This window comes from Microbacterium sp. H1-D42, from assembly GCF_022637555.1.
GTDB lineage: Bacteria > Actinomycetota > Actinomycetes > Actinomycetales > Microbacteriaceae > Microbacterium.
Genome location: NZ_CP093342.1, coordinates 1,365,596 through 1,388,484, shown reverse-complemented (window position 1 = coordinate 1,388,484; position 22,889 = coordinate 1,365,596). Strand labels below are relative to the sequence as shown.

Annotated in this window: 18 protein-coding genes; 6 read left to right on the top strand and 12 right to left on the bottom strand. The window is 69.1% G+C overall.

What is annotated here, in order from left to right; genetic code table 11:
• Positions 1-83 precede the first annotated feature (83 nt).
• A complete protein-coding gene (locus MNR00_RS06570; RefSeq protein WP_241928352.1) occupies positions 84-1,910 on the top strand; it encodes an AMP-dependent synthetase/ligase in 1,827 nt (608 codons plus the stop codon).
• A 97-nt stretch (positions 1,911-2,007) separates the two neighbouring features.
• Here the strand turns inward: MNR00_RS06570 and MNR00_RS06565 are convergent, their stop codons facing one another.
• Genes MNR00_RS06565 through MNR00_RS06555 form a run of 3 tightly spaced genes read right to left on the bottom strand, consistent with a single transcriptional unit; the run spans position 2,008 to position 7,953 of the window.
• Complete coding sequence (locus MNR00_RS06565) at positions 2,008-2,499, bottom strand: peptide deformylase (protein ID WP_241928351.1); 492 nt, start codon at positions 2,497-2,499, stop codon at positions 2,008-2,010.
• Positions 2,499-4,502, bottom strand: coding sequence for a MinD/ParA family protein (locus tag MNR00_RS06560; protein WP_241928350.1), 2,004 nt, complete (start codon positions 4,500-4,502; stop codon positions 2,499-2,501). The genes MNR00_RS06565 and MNR00_RS06560 overlap by 1 nt, the downstream gene beginning before the upstream one ends.
• A gap of 43 nt (positions 4,503-4,545) precedes the next feature.
• Complete coding sequence (locus tag MNR00_RS06555) at positions 4,546-7,953, bottom strand: pyruvate carboxylase (RefSeq protein WP_241928349.1); 3,408 nt, start codon at positions 7,951-7,953, stop codon at positions 4,546-4,548.
• A 93-nt stretch (positions 7,954-8,046) separates the two neighbouring features.
• Here MNR00_RS06555 and MNR00_RS06550 point away from each other — a divergent pair, with 93 nt between their 5' ends.
• The gene (locus MNR00_RS06550; protein ID WP_241928348.1) at positions 8,047-8,859 is read left to right on the top strand and encodes a ParA family protein; all 813 of its coding nucleotides are present in this window, start codon (positions 8,047-8,049) and stop codon (positions 8,857-8,859) included.
• 110 nt (positions 8,860-8,969) lie between these two features.
• Here MNR00_RS06550 and MNR00_RS06545 read toward each other — a convergent pair whose 3' ends face one another.
• The 3 genes from MNR00_RS06545 to MNR00_RS06535 all read right to left on the bottom strand — a co-directional run bounded on the left by MNR00_RS06545 (position 8,970) and on the right by MNR00_RS06535 (position 10,784).
• The gene (locus MNR00_RS06545; RefSeq protein ID WP_277884367.1) at positions 8,970-9,515 is read right to left on the bottom strand and encodes a MerR family transcriptional regulator; all 546 of its coding nucleotides are present in this window, start codon (positions 9,513-9,515) and stop codon (positions 8,970-8,972) included.
• 97 nt (positions 9,516-9,612) lie between these two features.
• On the bottom strand, positions 9,613-10,302 hold the full coding sequence (locus tag MNR00_RS06540) for a MerR family transcriptional regulator (protein ID WP_241928347.1): 690 nt from the start codon (positions 10,300-10,302) through the stop codon (positions 9,613-9,615).
• Positions 10,302-10,784: an FHA domain-containing protein gene (locus MNR00_RS06535; protein WP_241928346.1), complete on the bottom strand. Its 483-nt coding sequence runs from the start codon at positions 10,782-10,784 to the stop codon at positions 10,302-10,304. Before MNR00_RS06535 ends, MNR00_RS06540 begins: the two co-directional genes overlap by 1 nt.
• Before the next feature lie 118 nt (positions 10,785-10,902).
• Here MNR00_RS06535 and lpdA point away from each other — a divergent pair, with 118 nt between their 5' ends.
• Entirely contained in the window at positions 10,903-12,300 is a 1,398-nt protein-coding gene (lpdA, locus tag MNR00_RS06530; protein ID WP_241928345.1) for a dihydrolipoyl dehydrogenase, read from the top strand.
• A 104-nt stretch (positions 12,301-12,404) separates the two neighbouring features.
• Here the strand turns inward: lpdA and MNR00_RS06525 are convergent, their stop codons facing one another.
• The 6 genes from MNR00_RS06525 to MNR00_RS06500 all read right to left on the bottom strand — a co-directional run bounded on the left by MNR00_RS06525 (position 12,405) and on the right by MNR00_RS06500 (position 16,901).
• Complete coding sequence (locus MNR00_RS06525) at positions 12,405-13,511, bottom strand: NAD(P)/FAD-dependent oxidoreductase (RefSeq protein ID WP_241928344.1); 1,107 nt, start codon at positions 13,509-13,511, stop codon at positions 12,405-12,407.
• 5 nt (positions 13,512-13,516) lie between these two features.
• Positions 13,517-14,242, bottom strand: a complete 726-nt coding sequence (locus MNR00_RS06520; RefSeq protein ID WP_241928343.1) for a methyltransferase domain-containing protein — start codon at positions 14,240-14,242, stop codon at positions 13,517-13,519.
• Entirely contained in the window at positions 14,232-15,395 is a 1,164-nt protein-coding gene (locus MNR00_RS06515) for a type III polyketide synthase (RefSeq protein ID WP_241928342.1), read from the bottom strand. Before MNR00_RS06515 ends, MNR00_RS06520 begins: the two co-directional genes overlap by 11 nt.
• A 128-nt stretch (positions 15,396-15,523) precedes the next feature.
• Positions 15,524-16,156 carry a CYTH domain-containing protein gene (locus tag MNR00_RS06510; RefSeq protein ID WP_241928341.1) on the bottom strand — a complete coding sequence of 211 codons (633 nt, stop codon included), beginning with the start codon at positions 16,154-16,156 and terminating at the stop codon, positions 15,524-15,526.
• Positions 16,146-16,361 (bottom strand): response regulator, encoded by a 216-nt coding sequence (locus tag MNR00_RS06505; RefSeq protein ID WP_241928340.1) that lies wholly within the window; start codon positions 16,359-16,361, stop codon positions 16,146-16,148. Before MNR00_RS06505 ends, MNR00_RS06510 begins: the two co-directional genes overlap by 11 nt.
• Positions 16,362-16,430: 69 nt before the next feature.
• Entirely contained in the window at positions 16,431-16,901 is a 471-nt protein-coding gene (locus MNR00_RS06500) for an A24 family peptidase (RefSeq protein ID WP_241928339.1), read from the bottom strand.
• Between the two features lie 124 nt (positions 16,902-17,025).
• Here MNR00_RS06500 and MNR00_RS06495 point away from each other — a divergent pair, with 124 nt between their 5' ends.
• The 3 genes from MNR00_RS06495 to MNR00_RS06485 are packed head-to-tail and all read left to right on the top strand — an operon-like array spanning position 17,026 to position 22,849.
• Positions 17,026-17,805 (top strand): hypothetical protein, encoded by a 780-nt coding sequence (locus tag MNR00_RS06495; protein ID WP_241928338.1) that lies wholly within the window; start codon positions 17,026-17,028, stop codon positions 17,803-17,805.
• Positions 17,805-19,382, top strand: a complete 1,578-nt coding sequence (locus MNR00_RS06490; protein WP_241928337.1) for a DNA polymerase Y family protein — start codon at positions 17,805-17,807, stop codon at positions 19,380-19,382. The genes MNR00_RS06495 and MNR00_RS06490 overlap by 1 nt, the downstream gene beginning before the upstream one ends.
• Positions 19,382-22,849, top strand: coding sequence for an error-prone DNA polymerase (locus MNR00_RS06485; protein ID WP_241928336.1), 3,468 nt, complete (start codon positions 19,382-19,384; stop codon positions 22,847-22,849). The genes MNR00_RS06490 and MNR00_RS06485 overlap by 1 nt, the downstream gene beginning before the upstream one ends.
• Positions 22,850-22,889: the final 40 nt, after the last annotated feature.

Genomic DNA, 22,889 nt, shown 5'->3' with positions numbered 1-22,889 from the left:
ACCGAGTTCCACATGTACTGCGACTCGATTCCATGACATAGACTCGGAGGGATACCCGTCCTACCGGTACCGAAGGAGCTGCCGTGGCCCAGTTCGAAGTCCCCGCGATCGTCCCCGCCGACCCCGAGGGGAACGTCGCCGATCTGCTCGTGCAGCGCGTGCAGAAGACCCCCGATCTCGCCCTGTTCGGCGTGCCAGACGGCGCCGGCTGGCGCGACGTGTCGGCGAAGGACTTCGAGACCGCCGTCATCGCCCTGGCCAAGGGGTTCACTGCGGCCGGCGTGCAGCCCGGCGAGAAGGTCGGCTTCATCGCCCGCACCACGTATGAGTGGAGCCTCGTCGACTTCGCGCTGTTCTACGCCGGCGCTGTGATGGTGCCGATCTACGAGACCAGCTCCCCGACGCAGATCCAGTGGATCATGGAGGACTCCGGCGCGACCGCGCTGATCGTCGAGTCGCCCGACCACTTCGCCCGCGCCGACGAGGTGCGCGGCGATCTTCCACTGGTGAAGCACATCTGGCAGCTGCACCTCGGCGCCATCGACACGCTCACCGCTCAGGGCGCGGATGTCGAGGATGCTGAGATCGAGCGGCGCCGCCAGCTCGCCGTCGGCTCCGACATCGCCACCCTCATCTACACCTCCGGTTCCACTGGTCGCCCGAAGGGATGCGTGCTCACGCACAGCAACTTCGTCGAACTGTCGCGGAACTCCGCCAAGGCGCTGGATGCCGTGGTCTCGGCGCCTGGTGCGTCAACCCTGCTGTTCATCACCACCGCCCATGTGTTCGCGCGCTTCATCTCGATCCTCGCGATCCACTCCGGCGTGCGCACCGGCCACCAGCCGGACACCAGCCAGTTGCTGCCCGCGCTCGGCTCCTTCAAGCCCACGTTCCTGCTCGCCGTCCCCCGGGTGTTCGAGAAGGTCTACAACTCGGCTGAGCAGAAGGCAGAAGCCGGCGGCAAGGGCAAGATCTTCCGCGCTGCAGCAGCTGCGGCGATCGAACACTCGACGCTGGTCGAAGAAGGCAAGAAGGTGCCGTTCGGCCTGCGGCTGAAGTTCGCCCTGTTCGACAAGCTGGTCTACAGCAAGCTCCGGGAGGCCATGGGCGGCAACGTCGCCTACGCGGTGTCGGGCTCTGCGCCTCTCGGCGCACGCCTCGGCCACTTCTTCCACAGCCTCGGCGTCGTGATCCTCGAGGGCTACGGACTGACCGAGACGACAGCTCCCGCGACAGTGAACCTCGCCGACAAGTCGAAGATCGGCACGGTCGGCCCTGCACTCCCCGGCGTGGGCGTGCGACTCGCCGAGGATGGCGAGATCGAGGTCAAGGGCGTCAACGTGTTCAAGGAGTACTGGAACAACCCCGAGGCGACGGCTGCGGCGTTCGACGGCGAGTGGTTCCGCACCGGCGACCTCGGCAGCTTCGACTCCGAAGGCTTCTTGACCATCACTGGCCGCAAGAAGGAGATCATCGTCACCGCGGGTGGTAAGAACGTCTCCCCTGCGGCGCTCGAGGACCCGATCCGCTCGAACCCGATCGTGAGCCAGGTCGTCGTGCTCGGCGACAAGAAGCCGTTCATCTCGGCACTGGTGACTCTCGATCCAGAGATGCTGCCTGCGTGGCTGGCGAACAACGGCCTGCCCGCCGACATGTCCCTGACTGAGGCCAGCCGCAACGCCACCGTGCGCGACGAAGTGCAGCGGGCGATCGACCGGGCCAACAAGACGGTGTCGCGCGCGGAGTCCGTCCGCAAGTTCACCATCCTTCCCACCGAGTGGACCGAGGCCAGCGGACACCTCACCCCGAAGATGTCGATCAAGCGCAACGTCATCCTCGAGGACTTCGCCGCCGACATCTCCGAGATCTACGACGAGCCGGTGCGCACGACCACCACTCCCCTCGGCTGAGCGCTCGACAGCTGAGTGACTGACATATGAGAACGGCCCCCGCATCCGCGGGGGCCGTTCTCATATGTCAGAGTGTTTTCACATCTGTCAGAGTGTTTCAGAACCAGTCGCTCTCACGCACCTGTCGCATGGCGAGCTTGCGCGTCTCACCCTCCAGACGGTTCAGGTAGACCTTGCCGTCCAGATGATCGGTCTCGTGCTGCAGCGCCTGGGCGAGCAGCCCCTCCCCCTCGAGCACGACCGGAGCGCCGTCCAGGTCGATGCCTTCGACGCGGGCCCACGGATGCCGTGGGGTGTCGTGCCACAGCCCGGGCACCGACAGGCACCCTTCGCCGGTGGGCACCGGGTCGCCGCGCACCTCGGTGAGCACAGGGTTGATGACGTACCCGATGTCACCGTCGATGTTGTAGCTGAAGGCTCGAACGGCGAAGCCGATCTGGTTGGCTGCCACACCGGCTCTGCCCGGCAGCTCGACGGTGTCGACGAGGTCGGCGATCAGTGCGCGCACCCCGTCGTCGATCTCGTCGACGGGCGTGCTGACCGTGCGCAGCACCGGATCGCCGTACAGGCGGATCTCGCGGACCGTCATCAGGCGGCCTGCGCGCGCAGACCCTCGACGAGGATGGCCGCGAGTTCGCGGGCCGCTTGCCTCGTGGCGGGCTGCAGGCTGGCGAACTCGATGGCCCCACCGCCGGCGATCTGCGTGTCGTACGGGATGCGCATCACGTGCTTGGCGCGGGTGGAGAAGTGCGATTCCAGTTCGCTGAGCCGCACCAGGGGCGCACCGGGCGTGGACTGGTTCAGCACGACGATGGCCTGGCGCGCCAGTTCTGCATACCCGTTGGTCTCGAGCCACGTCAGCGTCTCGGACGCCAGCCGCGCCTCGTCGACACTGAGCCCTGAGACGATGACGATCTGATCGGCGAGATCCAGCGTCGCCCCCATGACGGAGTGCACGATGCCAGTGCCCGAGTCGGTCAGCACCAGCGAGTAGTACTGCGCCGCGACAGCGGCCACGTCACGGTAGTCGGCGTCGCCGAAAGCCTCGGACACGCGCGGATCGGCATCAGATGCCAGCACGTCGAGGCGGGTGTGATCGCGCGCCACGATGGCTGAGATGTCGTGGAAGCCCCGGATGTCGTGCTGAGCGCGCACCATGTCGCGCACGGACTTCGTCGCGGAGCCGACCACGCGTTCGGCGAGCGTGCCCCGATCAGGGTTCGCATCGACGGCGATCACTCGATCGTCACGAGCATCTGCGAGCGCCATGCCCAGCAGCGCCGTGACGGTGGTCTTGCCGACGCCGCCCTTGCGCGAGAGCACAGGCACGAACCGCGCCGTGCCCGCCATGGGTGCCGCGATGCGGGCGTTCAGCTGCTTGCGCTCGCGCGCCTTGCGACTGTCGCCCACGTTCACACGTCCGCCGGTGATCGAGTAGAGCAGGTGGCTCCAGGTGCCCTCAGGTTCGGGCCTCGCGAGCCGCGACGGCTCGAGCAGACGATCGGCGGTGAGCAGATCAGCGGTCTCCCGCCCTGCCTCTCCCAGGTCGTCCAGGCGCTTGGAGGTCAGCGAGACCTCGGCGACCTGGCGCGGGGACTCGTCGCGGGTGCGCGCGACCTCGGCTGCGGTGCGCGCCGCCGGCGCGCGGTCTTCGTTCACCACTGGAGTGCTCTCCTCTGCGACCTCGGTCGCGTCCTCTGAGCCGTTGCTCTGCTCAGAGCTCTTGTTCTGCTCCGAGCTCTGGTTCTTCTGCGAGGCCACCTCAGGCTTCTTCGGGGGCACCGGTGCCATCGCGTCGCGCAGCTGCGCCTTGGCAGCGGCCACGACCGACTCGAGGCGCGACAGCTCGCCGGCATCGAGTTCGGAGGCGGGATCGGATGCCCCTGACGGCGCATCCGAATCCTCGCGGCCGGCCGGCGTCTCAGCATCCGCCACCTCGGCCGCGTGCGCTTCGGTGAAGTCCTCCGCGACCGGCTCCGTGTCGGCCGCCTCTGCGGGCTCCGTCTCGACAGCCTCGGACTCAGGCTCCAGAGCCTCAGGCTCGGCGACCTCAACCTCAGCCTCGGAATCCACCGTCTCGACATCCGAGATCTCGGCATCCTCGACCATGGCGTCCTCGACCTCGAGGTCTTCGTCAGCGAGGTCCTCGATCGCGAGATCCTCCGTCTCGAGGATGATCTCCGACGTGATCGCCGGGCCTTCCTCGATCTCGGCCTCATCCTGTGCGACCGCTTCGATCGTGTCGGTGTCCGTCGAACTGTCCGCGGGCGTTTCGACTGCGGGCGGCAGCTTGTCGGCGGGCAGCTCGATGATGATCTCGGGCGACGCCTGCTCGATGCGCGCGATGACATCGGCATCGGCGACGGCCGAGGTGTCGAGGATCAGGTCGGACACGACCTGCGACGAACCGAGCTCGCCGTCGACGGTCTCGTCATCGACGAGATCGTCATCATCGGCGCCGGTCGGCATCGCGACGTTCACGTGGGCGGTGCCACCGTGCAGGCCGATTCCGGTGGTGTCCGACGACGGGGTGTCATCGAGCACTCCCAGCGAGTCGTCCTGTTCAGGATCGTCGCTCTTCTTAACGGTCACGGTTCAGCTCCAAGCTTGCGCGCAGACACGCGCCCGCCCCAGATTAGTGCTCCGGGCGGATCACGAGCAAAAGATCGCCCGCATCCACCTGCTGCGTCTGACCGACGGTCACCCGCTCGACGACCCCGCCGACTGGCGTCGTGATCGCCGCTTCCATCTTCATGGCCTCAATCGACGCGACCGCATCGCCCGCGCGGACGACGGCCCCCTCCTCGACCTTCAGCGTCACAGCGCCCGAGAAGGGAGCTGCGATCTGGCCGGGCTTGGAGGTGTCGGCCTTCTCAGCCTCGCGCGATTCGACTGCCACAGAGCGGTCACGCACCGAGACGGGGCGCAGCTGGCCGTTCAGGGTGGTCATCACCGTGCGCATGCCCTTCGGATCGGCGGCGCCGATCGCCTCGAGCCCGACGTACAGGCGCACTCCGCGCTCGATGTCGACGGCATGCTCGGCACCGGGCACCAGTCCGTACAGGTAGTCGCCGGTGTCGAGCGCCGAGAGGTCGCCGTACTCCTCGCGGTTCTGCCGGAAGGTCTTGGTCGGAGCGGGGAAGAGCATCTCGTTCAGCATGCCGCGCCGCTCGGCCGAGGTGCCGTCAAGAGCCGCTTGCTGCGCATCGGTGATCGGCGTGATGCCGACCTTCGCCGAGCGCCCGGCGAGCACCTTGCTGCGGAAGGGCTCAGGCCAGCCGCCGGGCAGATCGCCCAGCTCGCCGGACATGAAGCCGACGACCGAATCCGGGATGTCGTACTTCTCGGGGTTGGCCTCGAAGTCCGCCGGGTCGGCCTTGACCGCTGCGAGGTGCAGGGCCAGGTCGCCGACGACCTTCGATGACGGGGTCACCTTCGGCACTCGGCCGAGGATGCTGTCGGCGGCGGCATACATGTCCTCGATGAGCTCGAAGTCATCCGCGAGCCCGAGAGCGATCGCCTGCTGGCGCAGGTTCGAAAGCTGACCGCCCGGGATCTCGTGGTGGTAGACGCGCCCGGTGGGACCGGGGAGCCCCGACTCGAACGGTCGGTACAGGTGGCGGGTGGCCTCCCAGTACGGCTCGAGGTCGGATGCTGCCTGCAGGCTGAGCCCGGTGTCGCGCTCGGTGTGCGCGAGGGCGGCGATCAGGGCCGACAGCGAGGGCTGGCTGGTGGTGCCGGACATCGGCGCGGACGCCACGTCGACAGCATCCGCCCCGGCGTCACTCGCCGCCAGCAGTGTCGCGAGCTGCCCGCCGGCGGTGTCGTGCGTGTGCACGTGCACCGGCTGGTCAAAGCGCTCGCGCAGGGCGGTGACGAGCTTCGCGGCAGCCGCGGGGCGCAGCAGCCCCGCCATGTCCTTGATGCCGATCACGTGCGCACCGGCGTCGACGATCTGCTCGGCCAGACGCAGGTAGTAGTCCAGCGTGTACAGCTCTTCGGCGGGGTTCAGCAGGTCGCCGGTGTAGCACAGCGCCCCCTCGGCGACAGCGGTGCCGGTGTTCAGCACGGCGTCGATCGCTGGACGCATCTGCGACACGTCGTTGAGCGCGTCGAAGATGCGGAAGATGTCGACGCCCGTCGCTGCGGCCTCGCGCACGAAGGCATCCGTCACCTCGGTCGGGTACGGCGTGTAGCCGACCGTGTTGCGACCACGAAGCAGCATCTGGATGTTGATGTTCGGCAGCGCCTCGCGCAGCGCTGCCAGGCGCTCCCAGGGATCCTCGCCGAGGAAGCGCAGCGCGACGTCATAGGTCGCCCCACCCCATGCCTCCACCGACAGCAGCTGCGGCGTCATCCGCGCAACGTAGGGGGCCACGGCGACCAGGTCGCGCGTGCGCACGCGCGTCGCCAGCAGGGACTGGTGCGCGTCGCGGAACGTCGTCTCGGTGACGGCGAGTGGATGCTGGGCGCGCAGCGCCGCGGCGAAGCCCGCCGGGCCGAGCTGCTGCAGCTGCTGCCTGGTTCCGGCCGGAGCCGGCGCGCTCAGGTCGAGTGCCGGCAGCTTCTGGGCGGGCGGCGTCACCTGCGGGTTCTCACCGTGCGGCTTGTTGACGGTGACGTCGACGAGCCAGTTCAGGATCTTCGACCCGCGGTCCTTCGACACGCGTCCTCGGAGCAGCTCTGGGCGCTCGTCGATGAACGACGTCGACAGATCGCCGGCGGCGAACGCCTCATCGTCGAGCACCGCCTGCAGGAACGGGATGTTCGTCGACACGCCGCGGATGCGGAACTCGGCAAGGGCGCGCCGCGCACGGGAGACGGCGCTCTCGAAGGACCGACCGCGGCAGGTGAGCTTGGAGAGCATCGAGTCGAAGTAGGGGCTGATCTGCGCACCGGCGGCTGTGGTGCCGCCGTCGAGCCGGATGCCCGCGCCGCCAGGCGACCGGTAGGTGGTGATCTTGCCCGTGTCCGGACGGAAGCCCTGTGTCGGATCCTCGGTCGTGATGCGGCACTGCAGAGCGGCGCCCCGCAGGCGGATGTCGTCCTGCTCCAGGCGCAGGTCGGCGAGCGTGGCGCCATCCGCGATCTGCATCTGCGCACGAACGAGGTCGACGTCTGTCACCTCCTCGGTGACGGTGTGCTCCACCTGGATGCGCGGGTTCATCTCGATGAAGACGATCTCGCCGGTGCGAGGACCGGTGGTCTCGAGCAGGAACTCGACGGTGCCGGCGTTCTGGTATCCGATCGACCTGGCGAACGCGATGGCGTGGCGGTGCAGATCGGCGCGGATGCCGTCGTCGAGATTCGGCGCCGGTGCGATCTCGATCACCTTCTGGTGGCGTCGCTGCACCGAGCAGTCGCGTTCGAACAGGTGCACGGTGTCGCCCTGCCCGTCGGCGAGGATCTGCACTTCGATGTGGCGCGGCCGCAGCACGGCCTGCTCGAGGAACATGCGGGCGTCGCCGAACGCGGCTCCGGCCTCGCGCATCGCCTCGGCCAGCGCCGGCGCCAGCTCGCCCTTGCTCGCGACGCGGCGCATGCCGCGTCCGCCGCCGCCGGCGACGGCCTTGGCGAACAGCGGGAAGCCGATCTCGTCGGACTGCGCGACCAGAGCGTCGATGTCATCGGATGCCTCAGTCGAGCGCAGCACCGGCACACCGGCGTCGATCGCGTGACGCTTCGCCTCAACCTTGTTGCCTGCCATCTCGAGCACCGAGGCGGGCGGACCGATGAACGTGATGCCGGCAGCCGCGGCCTTCTCTGCCAGTTCGGGGTTCTCAGAGAGGAATCCGTATCCGGGATAGATCGCATCTGCGCCGGCGTCGAGCGCGACCTTGATGATCTCGTCGACGTCCAGGTAGGCCTGCACAGGATGGCCGCGCTCGCCGATCTCGTAGGCTTCATCGGCCTTCAGGCGATGCAGCGAACCCCTGTCCTCCCAAGGGAAGACGGCGACGGTACGGGCGCCGACCTCATACGCGGCACGGAAAGCGCGAATGGCGATCTCACCGCGATTGGCCACCAGGATCTTCTGAAACATGCACACCTCTGGAGAGGTCGAAGCACGCAGATATGTGCGCGCTGGGCGGGGGCTGAGTGTCCCCCCAGACTAGGGCACGGTAACGTGTAGCTCGTGCACGTACTCAGCGTCAGCTCCCTCAAGGGAGGCGTCGGAAAGACCACGGTGACCCTCGGTCTCGCTTCGGCGGCCTTCGCCCGCGGCATCCGGACCCTCGTCGTCGACCTCGACCCGCAGTCCGATGTCTCCACCGGCATGGACATCCAGATCGCCGGGCGACTCAACATCGCCGACGTCCTGGCCAACCCCAAGGAGAAGGTCGTCCGTCAGGCGATCACCAGCAGCGGGTGGGCCAAGGTGCATCCAGGGACAATCGATGTGCTCATCGGCAGCCCGTCCGCGATCAACTTCGACGGCCCGCACCCCAGCGTGCGCGACGTGTGGAAGCTGGAAGAGGCGTTGGCCACTGTCGAGGGCGAGTACGACCTCGTGCTGATCGACTGCGCCCCGTCGCTGAACGCCCTGACGCGCACCGCGTGGGCCGCCAGCGACCGCGTGATGGTCGTCACCGAGCCCGGCCTGTTCTCGGTCGCAGCCGCCGACCGCGCGCTGCGCGCCATCGAGGAGATCCGTCGCGGTCTCTCCCCCCGTCTGCAGCCTCTCGGCATCGTCGTGAACCGCGTGCGCCCGCAGTCCATCGAGCACCAGTTCCGCATCAAGGAGCTGCGCGACATGTTCGGCCCCCTCGTGCTGAGCCCGCAGCTGCCGGAGCGCACGTCGCTGCAGCAGGCTCAGGGCGCGGCGAAGCCGCTGCACATCTGGCCAGGCGAATCGGCGCAGGAGCTTGCTGCCGACTTCGACTCGCTGCTGGACCGCATCGTGCGCGCCGGCCGCGTGTCGGTACCAGAAGCGGGCCCGCAGGCCTGATCGGTCGCAGCACACCAGACTCACGCACAAGAGAGCCGCACCCTCGGGTGCGGCTCTCTTCGTGTCAGTGGGCCTGATCGTGTCAGTGGGCCTGAGTGTTCAGGCGGCTTCTAGGCCGTGCGCTTGCCGCGACGCGCGGCGAGCTCGTCAACCGGGTCGGGCGCAGTGGGGTCGAACTCCACCAGGGTGGACTCGACTTCACGCAGCACCTTGCCAACCGCGATGCCGAAGACGCCCTGACCGCGGCTGACGAGGTCGATGACCTCGTCGTTCGACGTGCAGAGGTAGACCGATGCGCCGTCGCTCATGAGCGTCGTGCCGGCGAGATCGCGGATGCCGGCGACCCGAAGCTGCTCGACGGCGGTGCGGATCTGCTGCAGCGAGATGCCGGTGTCGAGCAGGCGCTTGACGAGCTTGAGCACGAGGATGTCGCGGAACCCGTAGAGACGCTGCGAGCCGGATCCACTCGCACCGCGGACGGTCGGGACGACCAGTTCCGTGCGGGCCCAGTAGTCGAGCTGGCGATAGGTGATCCCCGCCGCCCTCGCGGCGACCGCACCGCGATAGCCGACCTCATCATCCATGGCGGGAAGCCCGTCGGTGAAGAGGAGTTCACTCACGAACCGCGGATCACCCGCAAGTCCATTCGCATCCATCTTGTCCCCTCCCGATCGACTACTTCAACGCTAGAGCAGACCCCCCGCTCCGGCAATCACATCCGACGCACAGCGAAGGTGTGTCGCAATCCGTTCGTTACGAAATGACTCGCTCGATCGACTGCTTCACCAGCAGTCGGCGCACTTCGTCGATGTGCGTGGCGAGCTCGGGCGCGAGTTCGGCCGCGCGACCACGCGAAGCGGCATCCGTGCGTCGCAGCAGCGTGGCCAGCGCCGACTCGATCAGCGCCGCCTCGCGCTCGGCGTTCTGGCGCATGCTGCGCAGGTGCCGCGGCTCGATGCCGTGCCGCGCGAGCGTGACCAGTCCGGACAGCAGCGCGGAGACCTGATCGCTGTACGACTCGGCGGCGTGGATGAGCCCTGCGCTGATGGCGTCGTTCAGCAGCTGCGGTGTGGCTCCGGTGCGCAGCAGCAGATCGTCGCGCCGGTGACGGCGGATGGGCGTCGAGATCGACGGCGGAGCGATGACGGCGTGCCCCTCACCACTGGCGTCGGCAGCCTCGAGCTGCTCCCTGATGACACTGAGCGGAAGGTAGTGATCGCGCTGCAGCGTCAGGGCCGCGCGCAGCCGCTCGACGTCGGCCGCCGAGAACTTGCGGTACCCGGACTCCGTCCGCGATGGCGAGACGATTCCCTGCACTTCGAGGAAGCGGAGCTTGCTCGAAGTGAGCTGGGGGAACTCGGGGGTGAGGCGAGCCAGAACCTGGCCGATGCTGAGAAGGCCCGTGGGCGCAGAGCGCTCTCGGGCGGCGCCGGCCGCCGCCATCAGTCGTTCGCCGTCGCGAGGTCGGCAGGTGAGGCGAAGAAATTCATCCGGAACTTGCCGATCCGCAGTTCGAATCCGTTGGCGAGTTCGCTGCGGTCGACGCGCTCACCGTTCACGTAGGTGCCGTTGAGCGAGCGCTGATCGACGATCTCGAACACCGATCCGGCGCGGGTGATCTCGGCGTGACGCCGCGAGACGGTCACGTCGTCGAAGAAGATGTCGGCCTCGGGGTGACGCCCGACCGTCGTCACATCGGCGTCGAGCAGGTAGCGCGCACCGGCCAAGGCGCCTGCGCGCACCAGCAGCAGCGCGGATCCGGCCGGCAGAGCGGAGATCGCCGCCGCTTCGACTTCGGTCAGGTCGGCCCCGAAAGGCACGAAGGAGAGATCCGACTCGTGGCCGAACGTCTGGGTCACATCGTGGCGCTGCTCACCGCTGCGGTGGATCGCGCCTCCGGCGCCGATCGTGCTGTCATCTGTCACGGTTCTCCCTCCCCTGGCTCACCAGCCTATCGGATGCGCAAGCCCGCCCGGGAGTGCCTTCTGCGCTTTCGCATCGCATCCAGCCTCGCGACCCGCGGTGCCGGGATAGGCTGAGAACATGCCACATTACGACGTCGTCATCCTCGGCGCGGGCCCCGGCGGGTACGTCGCCGCCGTCCGCAGCGCCCAGCTCGGACTATCCACCGCGATCATCGAGGAGAAGTACTGGGGCGGCATCTGCCTCAACGTGGGATGCATCCCCTCCAAGTCACTCCTGAAGAACGCGGAGATCGCGCACACCTTCACCCACAAGGCCGAGTTCTTCGGCATCTCGGGTGACGTGCACTTCGACTTCGGCGCGGCGTTCGACCGCAGCCGCAAGGTCGCGGACACCCACGTCAAGGGCATCCACTTCCTGATGAAGAAGAACAAGGTCACCGAGTACGACGGCCGCGGCACCTTCACCGGACCGAAGGCGATCTCGGTCGCCAAGGCCGACGGCACGACCGAAGAGGTCACCTTCGACAACGCCATCATCGCCACCGGCTCGACCGTGCGCCTGCTGCCTGGTGTGCAGCTCAGCGACAACGTCGTGACCTTCGAGGAGCAGATCCTCACCCGCGACCTGCCAGAGTCGATCGTCATCGTCGGCGCCGGAGCGATCGGCATGGAGTTCGGCTACGTGCTGGCCAACTACGGCGTCAAGGTCACCATCGTCGAGTTCCTCGACCGCGCCCTCCCCAACGAGGACGTCGAGGTCTCGAAGGAGATCCAGAAGCAGTACAAGAAGCTCGGCATCGACATCCTCACGTCGACCGCGGTGAAGACCGTCACCGACAACGGCTCCGAGGTCGTCGTCACGTACGAGACCCGTGATGGCCAGCCGGGCGAGATCACCGCCGGCAAGGTGCTCATGTCGGTCGGCTTCGCGCCGAACGTGAACGGCTACGGCCTGGAGAACACCGGCGTCGCCCTCACCGAGCGCGGTGCGATCGACATCGACGACCACATGCGCACCAACGTCGAGGGCATCTACGCCATCGGCGACGTCACCGCCAAGCTGCAACTCGCGCACGTCGCAGAGGCGCAGGCGGTCGTGGCCGCCGAGACCATCGGCAAGGCCGAGACGATGACTCTGGGCGACTACCGGATGATGCCGCGTGCGACGTTCTGCCAGCCGCAGGTCGCCAGCTTCGGACTCACCGAGGAGCAGGCCCGCGCCGAGGGTCGCGAGATCAAGGTCGCGAAGTTCCCGTTCAGCGCCAACGGCAAGGCCAACGGCCTCGGCGAGCCGGTCGGCTTCGTCAAGCTGATCGCCGACGCCGAGCACCTCGAGCTCATCGGCGGTCATCTGATCGGCCCCGACGTCTCAGAGCTGCTGCCCGAGCTGACCCTCGCGCAGAAGTGGGACCTCACCGCTCTCGAGGCCGCCCGCAACGTGCACACCCACCCGACGCTTTCGGAGGCGCTGCAGGAGGCCTTCCACGGCCTCGCCGGTCACATGATCAACATGTGACACCCCTTCGTCGAGGCCCTCGTTCGTCGCCCCTGCCGGGTGCACCACGAACGGGGGCCTTCGCGTTGCGCGGGGCCCTCGCTGCCGGGGCGGTACGACGCCCGTCAGATCCCGCGCATGGTCACCAGTGCGGTAGCTGCGGAATGCAGAGGCGGGATGCCGAGCGTCCGGATGAGGAGCTCGCGGGCGCGCTGACGACCGGCGCCGACCGGGGCACCCATCGACATGTAGAACGACGCGCGGCGCTGCACATCGTCGGCGGCGCGGACGGACCGCCTGCCGAACGCGGCGAGATCACCACGCTCACCGGCAGCACCGATCAGGGCATCCGTCAGCCGCAGTGCATCCGCCCATCCGAGATTCATCCCCTGTCCGCCGATCGGGCTGATCTCGTGCGCGGCATCGCCAAGCAGGATGATCCGGCCGTCGACCACGCGCTCTGCGCGGTGCTGCGATGCCACGAATGCCGTGGGCTCCCCCGCCGGGATCCGGATGCCTGTGCGCACGCGGATCGCGGCGGCGAACTGCTCAGCGGTCATGGCTCCCGCCTCTGGCGCGTGTCGAACCACCCACCTCCGGCGTCCGTGCGGCAGAGGAAAGGACTCCACCAGCCCTTCGGGTTCGCAGTACAGCCGCGCGACGGGGTCGTCATCGGATTCCGGCGCATCGAGCATCGAGTAGCGCGCCTCGCCACGAGATCGGCGCCACCGGATCCCGAGCGCATCGCGCAGGCCACTGTGCACCCCATCCGCGACGACCAGGAAGGACGCGGTCGCCGCCCGCTCCTGCCCCTCGGATCGCACGAGCGCTGTCACCCCCGACTCGTCCTGCCGCACAGCGACGACCTCGCATCCGCTGCGCAGCGGAACATGAAGAGCCTGCAGCCGCTCACGCAGGATCGCATCCGTGCGCCGCTGCGGCAGGATCAGCACACCGCGCTGCGCGGGGAAGGCGATCGATGTCAGCATGCGCCCCTGCGCGTGCACCTCGCCGCGCTCCAGCGCCACGGCCTCGCTGCGCACGCTCTCGCCGACACCGGCTGCATCCAAGGCCGCGAGGCCGGGCGGATGCACTCCGATCGCGCGGGTGCGCCCGTCAACACCGGCACGACGCTCGCAGATCATCACGGCGACTCCGCGCTCGGCCAGCAGGCATCCGAGCAGCATGCCGACCGGCCCGGCGCCAGCGATGATCACCTCAGCGGATGCCATCGGACTCACCCTGTCTCACTCCAGTTCAGCAGCAGACGCGCGGGCATCCGCTGCTCGACGTGCCACCCGTCTGGCACGACGGCGGCCAGTTCGCCACGCGTGTACGAGCGACGGATGCTGGTGAGCCCGTCCGCACGGATGAACGAATCGGCCAGCAGCGAGCCGGCGAACGGCCAGGTCGCGACGGCGAAGAGCAGGTAGGCGGCGCGACTGCGCGCGATGTCGCTGTGCACGACGACGCCACCCTCGCGTGCCAGGCGGCGCGAGTCGGCCAGCAGCCGTGTCAGCTCGTGCGCGGTCAGATGATGCAGAACATGATTCGAGAGCACGACATCGAAGGGCTCCCCCTCGTGCACGAGGTCTGTGCTCGACGCGCAGCGCCAGCGCACCAGCCCCTCGTCGTCCGCACGGGAGGACCAGTCGATCGCCCGCTGCTCGATGTCGATCCCGGTGACCTGCGCCCGGTATCCGTCCCGCTGCAGTCGTCGGGCGACCGCGCGCGTCTGATCGCCGCCGCCGCAGCCGATGTCGAGCACGCGCAGCGTCTGCCGTGCCGACTGACGCGACGCCCGGGGGCGCACATGGCGGCGGTACACGTCGCCGGCCCCGGAGACGATCGTGTTGACCGCACCGAACTGCGCGTAGGTGCGCGCCAGCATCCGCGAGTCGGCATCGGGAGCATCCATCTGCTCGCTCGCATCGACGGCGCGCGTGCGCAGGTCAGCGACCATCCCGTCCGCCGATCACGGTGAGCATCGCACTCTCTGCGGTCAGCCCCGGCCCGAACGCCATGGCGGTCACGCGCTCCCCGGCGTTCGCGTCCGGGTCGTTCAGGATGCGCTGCAGCACGAAGAGCACCGTGGCGCTGGACATGTTGCCGCAGGTGCGCAGCACCTCCCGCGCCGGGTGCAGCTGCGCATCGCTGAGGTGCAGGCGATCCTGCACCCGGTCGAGAATGCTGCGCCCGCCGGGGTGGATCGCCCAGTGCTGCACCGTCTCGCCGATCCGCTCGACCTCGAGCACTTCGGGGAGTGCGTCGTCCGACGCCCAGAGCGGTCGCAGCGCCTGTTCGATGCTCTCGCCGATCAGCTGGGGAACGGCCGTGGAGAGCACCATCTCGAAGCCCCGGTCGCCGATCGTCCAGGCCATGTCCTGCTCCCCCTCTGGCACGATCGCCGTGTGGAACCCGTCGAGCGAGAAGGCCGGAACGGGCGCGCCGAAGGTGCGAGCGGTCACCAGCGCCGCGGCCGCGCCGTCCGAGAACAGCGACGACGCGATGATCGTGTCTGGGTCGCTGGACGAGCGCAGATGCAGCGTGCACAGCTCCACGCTCACCACCAGCACGACCGCAGCGGGATCAGCCAGGCAGAACTGCATCGCGGCGCGCAGCGCGGGCATCGCCGCATAGCAGCCCATGAATCCGAGGTGGTACCGCTGCACGGCATCCGACAGACCAAGTCCGCGCACGATCGCATAGTCGGGACCCGGAGCATGGAATCCGGTGCACGAGACGGTGACGACGTGCGTGATGTCGGATGCTGTGATGTCGGGATCCGCATCGAGCGCGCGCCTCGCCGTCTCCACGAACAGCCGATCCGCTTCCCGGATGTACGTCTCGTTGCGCGTCCTGGTGCTCGGGACGAGAAGATTCCCGGACTCGCGGTCGTAGTACTCCTGTGTCGGAGCCTCGGCGCCGAGATCGAGTTCGGCGAGCACAGTGTGCCTGGTGTCGATCCCCGATCCGTCGAACGAGGCCGATACCAGCCGTCTGGCGAGGCGGGAGATCTCGGGCTGCGCGGCGAACACGTCTCGCACCGCCCCCTGATCGAGCGGCACCTCGGGAACCATCGTCTGGAGGGAGCGGAGTTGGACCGGATGACTCATGGCCCCACTGAAGCATGTCGCCTTCCGACGGCAAAGGGCTTGCGCGCGGCCCCGTGATGTGCCGTCGCCTTCTACAGGCCCAGTGCCCTTCTACAGGCCCAGTGCCCTTCTACAGGCCCAGTGCTCTTCTACAGGCCCAGTGCCCTGGCGAGCTTCGACCCCGACGACGGCTGGCGTCCACCCGCTGCCAGCACGGCGCGCTCCACGGCGGCGAAGAACGCTTCGCGATCCGCGTCGGATGCCGGTGCCGCCGGCCCCAGCTCCATCTCCCACTCCCGCCATTCGCGACGGGTGCCACTGCTCGGGCTTCCCGAGCGCAGGTCGGTGGCGCGCACGTGGTCGTCCACGAACTCGGCGAGCACCTGGTCGCCATGGAACAGGTGGAACGCCGTGCGCGAGTTCTCGATGCGGGCCAGAGGCAGCAGCGGCGCATCGGTCCACTGCGCGACGACGGCGGCGACGGCTTCGGGCATCCGACCGTCCTCGTCCAGCGGCCAGCCGAGTTCGAGGCGACCGTCACCCTGACGCGGGCCCTTGATGTGCCAGCCGGCGTCCGGTCCTCCGGTGCGGCGGCGCAGGGCGACGCCGTGCTGCGCGAGTGCGTGATCGGCGGTGTCGAAGTACCTGGCATCCAACTCGCGCAGTTCGCCTGCGCTCACCGCGCTCACGCCTGGCAGGTCATCCCACGTCGGCAGCGTCGTGTCGGCGTCGGCGTCGTACTTGCGCTCGACCTCGAAGGTGCGCTGCGGGTCAGTCGTCACTGGGGACGATGTCGTCACTGGACTCGACGAACCAGAATGCGACCTCGGTGGGGCCGTCATCGGAGCCCGTCCTTGTCGCCTCGCCCTCACGCCGGTAGGTCACCTGCGTCTCGCTGTAGGGGACGATCAGGGTCTCGCGCTCGACGTCGTCGAGCGGAATGATCTGCCCGTCGAGCGGGCCGCCGTGAAGTCGCGCAAGTGCCATGTGCTCACCATAGCGCCGCGTTCGGGCATCGGTGCGGAAATCGGATGCTGATGTCAGCGGGGCCAGGGATCAGGCCACTCCGATGGCGAGGGCGGCGCCGAGGATCATCCACGGGCCGAAGGCGATGCGGGTGCGCCGGTTCGCTCGACGAAGCAGCATGAGCGCGATCGCATAGAGCGCGCCGAGCAGGAACGCGGCGGCAGCTCCCAGCACCAGGGTCTGCCAGCCGTGCCAGGCGAGCACCAGGCCGATCACCGCTGCGAGCTTCACGTCTCCCCCGCCCATGCCCTGCCTCGAGGCCAGGTGCATGACGGTGTAGAGGGCGCACAGTGCGAGCCCGCCGAGCAGCGAGCGCGGCAGCCGAGCCCCGTCCCCCGTCGCGAGCGCCTCGATGATGACGAGCAGCACCAGCGCACCGAGGGTCGGCAGCACGATGCGGTTCGGCAGACGGTGCGTCCGAGCGTCGATGATGATCAGCCACACTCCGATGCCGAGGAGCGCGAGGTGCGCGAGCAGCACGGCGACGGAGTGGAAGGACACCCTCGCAGGGTAGGCGATTCTGCCCTTCCCGCGGGGCGGGCTGTGGACAACTCCAATGTCAGATGTGCGAACTATCGTACGAAGTGGACTTGCACTGTTCGAATATCTCTTCGAGGATGGTTCTATGCTTGATGGAGCGATCGCGACGCCGATCCTCTCCTCCGCCGATCGGCGAGCGGGAGAGGTGCTCCGCCTGCGCCGCGAGATCGGGCGGATGCAGCGGCGGCGCAGTGACGACGCGGTGCTTCCGGTGGATGCTGCACTGCAGACGCTCCTTCCGGAGCAGGGTCTGCAGACCGGCACGGTCTACTCGGTGTCGCCGTCGCCGAGTCTGATCTTCGCGCTGATGAGCGCCGTCTCCCGTCGTGGCAGCTGGGTCGCGGCGGTCGGCATGCCGACGCTGGGGCTGGAGGCGGCGGCGGCGTTCGGCATCGACCTGTCGCGGCTCATCCTGGTGCCCTCCCCCGGTGAGAGGTGGCTGGCGGTCGTCTCGGCGCTGGCCGAGGTGGTGCCGCTGATCGCGATGAGCCCTGGCACGACGGTGCGCGATCAGGATGCTGCCCGGCTGGCCGCCCGGCTGCGCGATCGCGGATGCACACTGCTGAGCACCGCGCAGTGGCCGCAGAGCGAGGGGATGATCAGTCTGCACGATCCGCAGTGGGAGGGCATCGGCGAGGGCTGGGGACTGCTGTCGGATCGCACGGTGACGGTGATGGCGCAGACCCGCTCCTCCCCGCGCCCGCAGAGCCTGCAGGTGCGCCTGCCCGGCAGTCTGGGCGGCGTCGAGGCTGTGCCTGTGTCCGCACCTGTGCCTGCGGCCGCGCCCGTTTCCGGATCTGCGCCCGTGACAGCGCTGCCGATCGCCGCCGAGCTGCCGACGCATCCGAGTTGGGCGGTGGCCTGATGGACGCTCCGCTCCGGATGCACGCGCTGTGGTTCCCTGATTGGCCACTGCGCGCGGTGCTCGGCGCCGCACCCCCGCATCCACCCACCGCACTCGTGCACGGCAACACCATCGTGGCCTGCACCGCGTCAGCCCGCGCGCAGGGCGTGCGGGTCGGTCAGCGCCGCAGGCTCGCCCAGGGCCGCTCCCCCGCACTGCGGATGCTGCCGCACGACCCCGCCACGGAAGAGCGCGCCTTCCTTCCGGTGCTGCGACTGATCGAGGAGCACGCGCCAGGGGTGCACCTGTTGCGTCCAGGGCTCGCCGCCCTCCGCTCGCGCGGCGTCTCGCGCTATCACGGCGGGGAGGGCGAGGCGGCCTCCGCACTGCTGACGCTGCTGGCCGAGGCGGGCTACCCCGAGGTGCGCATCGGCGTCGCCGACGGCGCCTTCACCGCCGAACTGGCGGCGCGGGCCGCGGCCACAGGCGATCGCACCTGGCAGGTCGTGCCGCCGGGTGAGTCCCAGGCCTTCCTCTCCCCTCTGCCGGTGCCGGTGCTCGGCGATGACGATCTGGCCGGGCTCCTGCACCGGCTCGGCATCTCCACCCTCGGCGAGTTCGCCGCCCTGGATGTCGTCGCGGTGCGCGACCGACTCGGCGAGCAGGGTGCCCGCCTGCATGCGCTGGCCCGCGGCGCCGACTCCCGACCGCTGTCGCCGCGTCCCCCCGACCCTGAGCTGGTGCGCGAGGTCGAGTTCGAGAGTCCGCTTGGCCAGTCGGATCAGATCGCGTTCGCCGTGCGTCAGACGGCGGATGCTGTGCTGCTCGGCCTCGCCGATGCCTCGCTGGTGTGCACCGAGGTGCGCATCGATCTCACCGATGACGACGGCGGCGTCTCCTCGCGCTCCTGGCTGCATCCGACCTGCTTCGATGCGAGCGATCTCGTCGACCGGGTGCGCTGGCAGCTCGAGACGCTCGTCGAGCGCAATCCGGCATCAGCAGGAGCCGCTGGGCACGACGCGGCGGATGCTGATGCCGCGCACTCCTTCCGCGGGATCGTGCTCGTGCGGATCGCCCCGGTGGCGGTCGACGACGCGGCCCACCATCAGATCGGCCTCTTCGGCTCCGGCACCGATGAGCGCCTGCACCACGCCGTCTCGCGCGTGCAGACACTGCTCGGCCATCGCGGGGTGGTCACCGCTGCGGTGTCTGGTGGGCGGATGCTGGCTGACCGACAGGTGCTGACCCCCTGGGGTGAGCGGTCGGTGGTCGAGCGCGACGCGGCGCGCCCCTGGCCGGGTGCTCTGCCCGGTCCGCTGCCCGCCGAGGTGTTCTCGCCGCTGCATCCGATCACGGTCGCCGATGCCGCAGGCGGGCCGGTCGAGGTCGACGACCGCGGTGAGCTGCCTGCTCCGCCTGCCCTGATCGACGGCGCCGAGATCGTCGCCTGGGCGGGCCCATGGCCGCTGCATGAACATCGCTGGGACGGCGAGCGCGCTCGCAGCGGGCACCGCTTCCAGCTGCTGGATGCCAGGCAGCGTGCCTGGCTGGTGTTCTGCGCAGATGGCCAGTGGTGGGCAGAGGGGAGGTACCGCTGATGGCCGGCTGGAACAATCCGAGACTCTCCTGGGCAGAGCTCGAGCGCACGCTCAGCGCGCCGACGCGCGACCCTGCAGAAGGGCAGGCACCGGCCTCCGCCGAGCCCTCCCCGAAGCGGGCAGACCCAGGACCGCTGAGCAGGCACCGCCCTCCTGCGGTTCCGCCGCCGCGCACGCGACCTCAGGATGCCGTGCCGTACGCCGAGCTGCACGCGCACAGCTCGTACTCGTTCCTCGACGGCGCTTCCTCGCCCGACGACCTGCTCGCCGAGGCGGAGGTGCTGGGGCTGACCGCCCTGGCGATCACCGACCATGACGGGTTCTACGGGGCTGCGCGCTTCGCCGAAGCCGCCGAGCTCACCGGGGTGCAGACCGTGTTCGGCGCCGAGCTGTCGCTCGACCTGCCGGCCCCGCAGAACGGGGTCCCCGACCCTGTGGGCGATCACCTGCTGGTGCTGGCCCGCGGAGTCGAGGGCTATCACCGGCTGTCGGGGGCGATCACCAGGGCGCAGCTGCGCGGCGGTGAGAAGGGCAGGCCGCTGTACGACCTCGATGATCTGGTCGAAAGCGCAGGCGGGCACTGGACGATCCTCACCGGCTGCCGCAAGGGCGGGGTGCGCCGAGGACTCGCCAGGGGTGATGCCGAGACGCCGCTGCGGCGGCTGGTCGACCTGTTCGGCCAGGAGCACATCGCCGTCGAGCTCATCGACCACGGCGATCCGCTCGACACGCGCCGCAACGACACCCTCGCCGAGCTCGCGAACGGGCTGCATCTGCCTGTGCTGGCCACGAACAACGTGCACTACGCCGCCCCTGAGCGGGCGGGGCTCGCCGAAGCGGTGGCCGCGGTGCGCGCCACCCGCAGCATGGACGAGCTGGACGGCTGGCTGCCGGCGCACGGCAGCGCCCATCTGCGCAGCGGCGCCGAGATGACCCGTCGCTTCCGCCGCTACCCCGGAGCGATCGAGCACGGCCTGCGGATCGCCGCGGAGTGCGCCTTCCCGCTGCGCAGGGCCCGCCCCGCGCTGCCGCAGACCCCTGTGCCGGAAGGACACACCACCATGAGCCACCTGCGCGCACTGGTGTGGGCTGCGGTGCCGCACAGGTACCCGCATCTCGACGCCGAGGGACGGGCGAGGATCGAGCGCGAGCTGAACGTCATCGAGGAGAAGGACTTCCCCGGCTACTTCCTCATCGTGCACGAGATCGTCGATGAGGCGAAGCGTCGCGGCATCCTCTGCCAGGGTCGCGGTTCGGCTGCGGCGAGCGCGGTCTGCTACCTGCTCGGCATCACCGCGGTCGATCCGATCCTGTATCGGCTGCCCTTCGAACGGTTCCTCGCGACCACCCGCGAGGAGGAGCCCGACATCGACGTGGACTTCGACTCCGGGCGCCGCGAGGAGATCATCCAGTGGGTGTACCAGCGGTACGGGCGCGAGCGCGCAGCGCAGGTGGCGAACGTGATCCAGTACCGACCGAAGAACGCGGTGCGCGACATGGCGCGGGCACTGGGACACTCTCCAGGGCAGCAGGACGCCTGGTCGAAGCAGGTCGACGGCTGGAGCGCCGGCATCGAGGCGTCGCCTGACACCGACATCCCCGCCGATGTGCTCAGCTACGCGGGTGAGCTGCTGAAGGCGCCACGGCACCTCGGCATCCACTCCGGCGGCATGGTGCTCACCGCCCGCCCGGTGGGCGAGGTGGTGCCCGTCGAGAACGCCCGCATGGCGAACCGCACGGTGATCCAGTGGGACAAGGACGATGCCGCGTGGATGGGACTGGTGAAGTTCGATCTGCTCGGGCTGGGGATGCTGTCGGCGCTGCAGCACAGCTTCACGATCATCGCCGAGACGACCGGCGAGCGCTGGACGCTGCAGACCCTGCCCAAGGAGGAGCCGGCGGTGTACGACATGCTGTGTCGGGCCGACTCGATCGGGGTGTTCCAGGTGGAGTCGCGCGCGCAGATGGGGCTGCTGCCAAGGCTGCAGCCACGGGAGTTCTACGAGCTGGCGATCCAGATCGCGCTGATCCGTCCCGGTCCCATCCAGGGTGGTGCCGTGCACCCCTTCGTGCGCCGCAAGCTCGGGAGCGAGAAGGTCACGTACGCGCATCCGGCGCTCGAGCCGGTGCTGCGGCGCACCCTCGGCATCCCCGTCTTCCAGGAGCAGCTGATCCAGATGGCGACCGTGCTCGGCGACTGCACGGCCGATGAGGCCGACCTGCTGCGCCGGGCGATGGGCTCGAAGCGGGGTCTGGAGAAGATCGACCGCATCCGGGATTCGCTGTACCGCGGCATGGCTGAGAAGGGACTGGTCGGCGAAGCCGCCGACCGCATCTACGCGCAGATCCAGGCGTTCTCGAGCTTCGGCTTCGCCGAGTCGCACTCGCTGTCGTTCGCACTGCTGGTCTACGCCAGCTCGTGGGTGAAGCTGCACTACCCCGCGGCGTTCCTGGCCGGCCTTCTTCGGGCCCAGCCGATGGGGTTCTACTCGGCGTCGTCGCTGACCTCGGATGCCCGTCGGCACGGCGTGCGGGTGCTGCGCCCCGATCTGCACGCCTCGGCGGCGATGGATGGGCTGGAGAGGCTCTCTGCTGCGACCGACTCTGCTGCCGTCGAATCGGATGCCACCGGAGACGGCCCCACCGGGCGGGAGTCCTGCCTGCACAGCGCTGATCCCCTGCACAGCGCCGATCCCCTGCATCCGCTCCCCTTCGACCGGAACGCGCCGGATGAGTCGGCAGCGCATCGCCGCGACGGACGGTTCGCCGTGCGGCTGGGGCTGTCTGGCGTGCGAGGCATCGGCACGGCGCTGGCGGAGCGCATCGTCGCCGCGCGCGAGCAGCACGGTCCGTTCCTGGATCTGCACGATCTGGTGCGGCGGACGGATGCCACGGCCGCGCAGCTGGAGGCGCTGGCCACCGCCGGGGCCTTCGACTGTCTCGGCATCAGCCGGCGCGAGGCGATCTGGACGGCAGGTGCGGCCGCCGAGGATCGCGCCAGGTTCCTGCCAGGCACGACCATGGCCGTGCAGCCGCCGCTGTTCGCCGATCAGACCAGCCACGAGCGGCTGGCCGCCGACCTGTGGGCCACCGGCATCTCGACCGATGACCATCCGATGGCGCACTTCCGCGCGGCGCTGCACGACCGAGGTGTGCTGTCCTCTGATCAGCTGCGCGCGCATGAAGAGGGGCGCCGCATCGAGGTCGCCGGGCTGGTCACGCACCGACAGCGCCCGGCGACGGCGAGTGGCATCACGTTCCTCAACCTCGAGGACGAGCAGGGGCTGGTGAACGTGGTGTGCTCGGTTGGCGTGTGGAACCGCTATCGCCGGGTGGCGCGCGACTCGCCCGCGCTGATCGTGCGGGGCATCCTGGAGCGCTCCACCGAGGGCGTCGTGAATGTGCTGGCCGATGCCTTCGAGGATCTGCGCACCGGCGTAACCCACCGCTCGCGGGACTTCCGCTGACCAGGCAGCGCGGCAGCGCGGCCGCTCGGCAGGACAATCC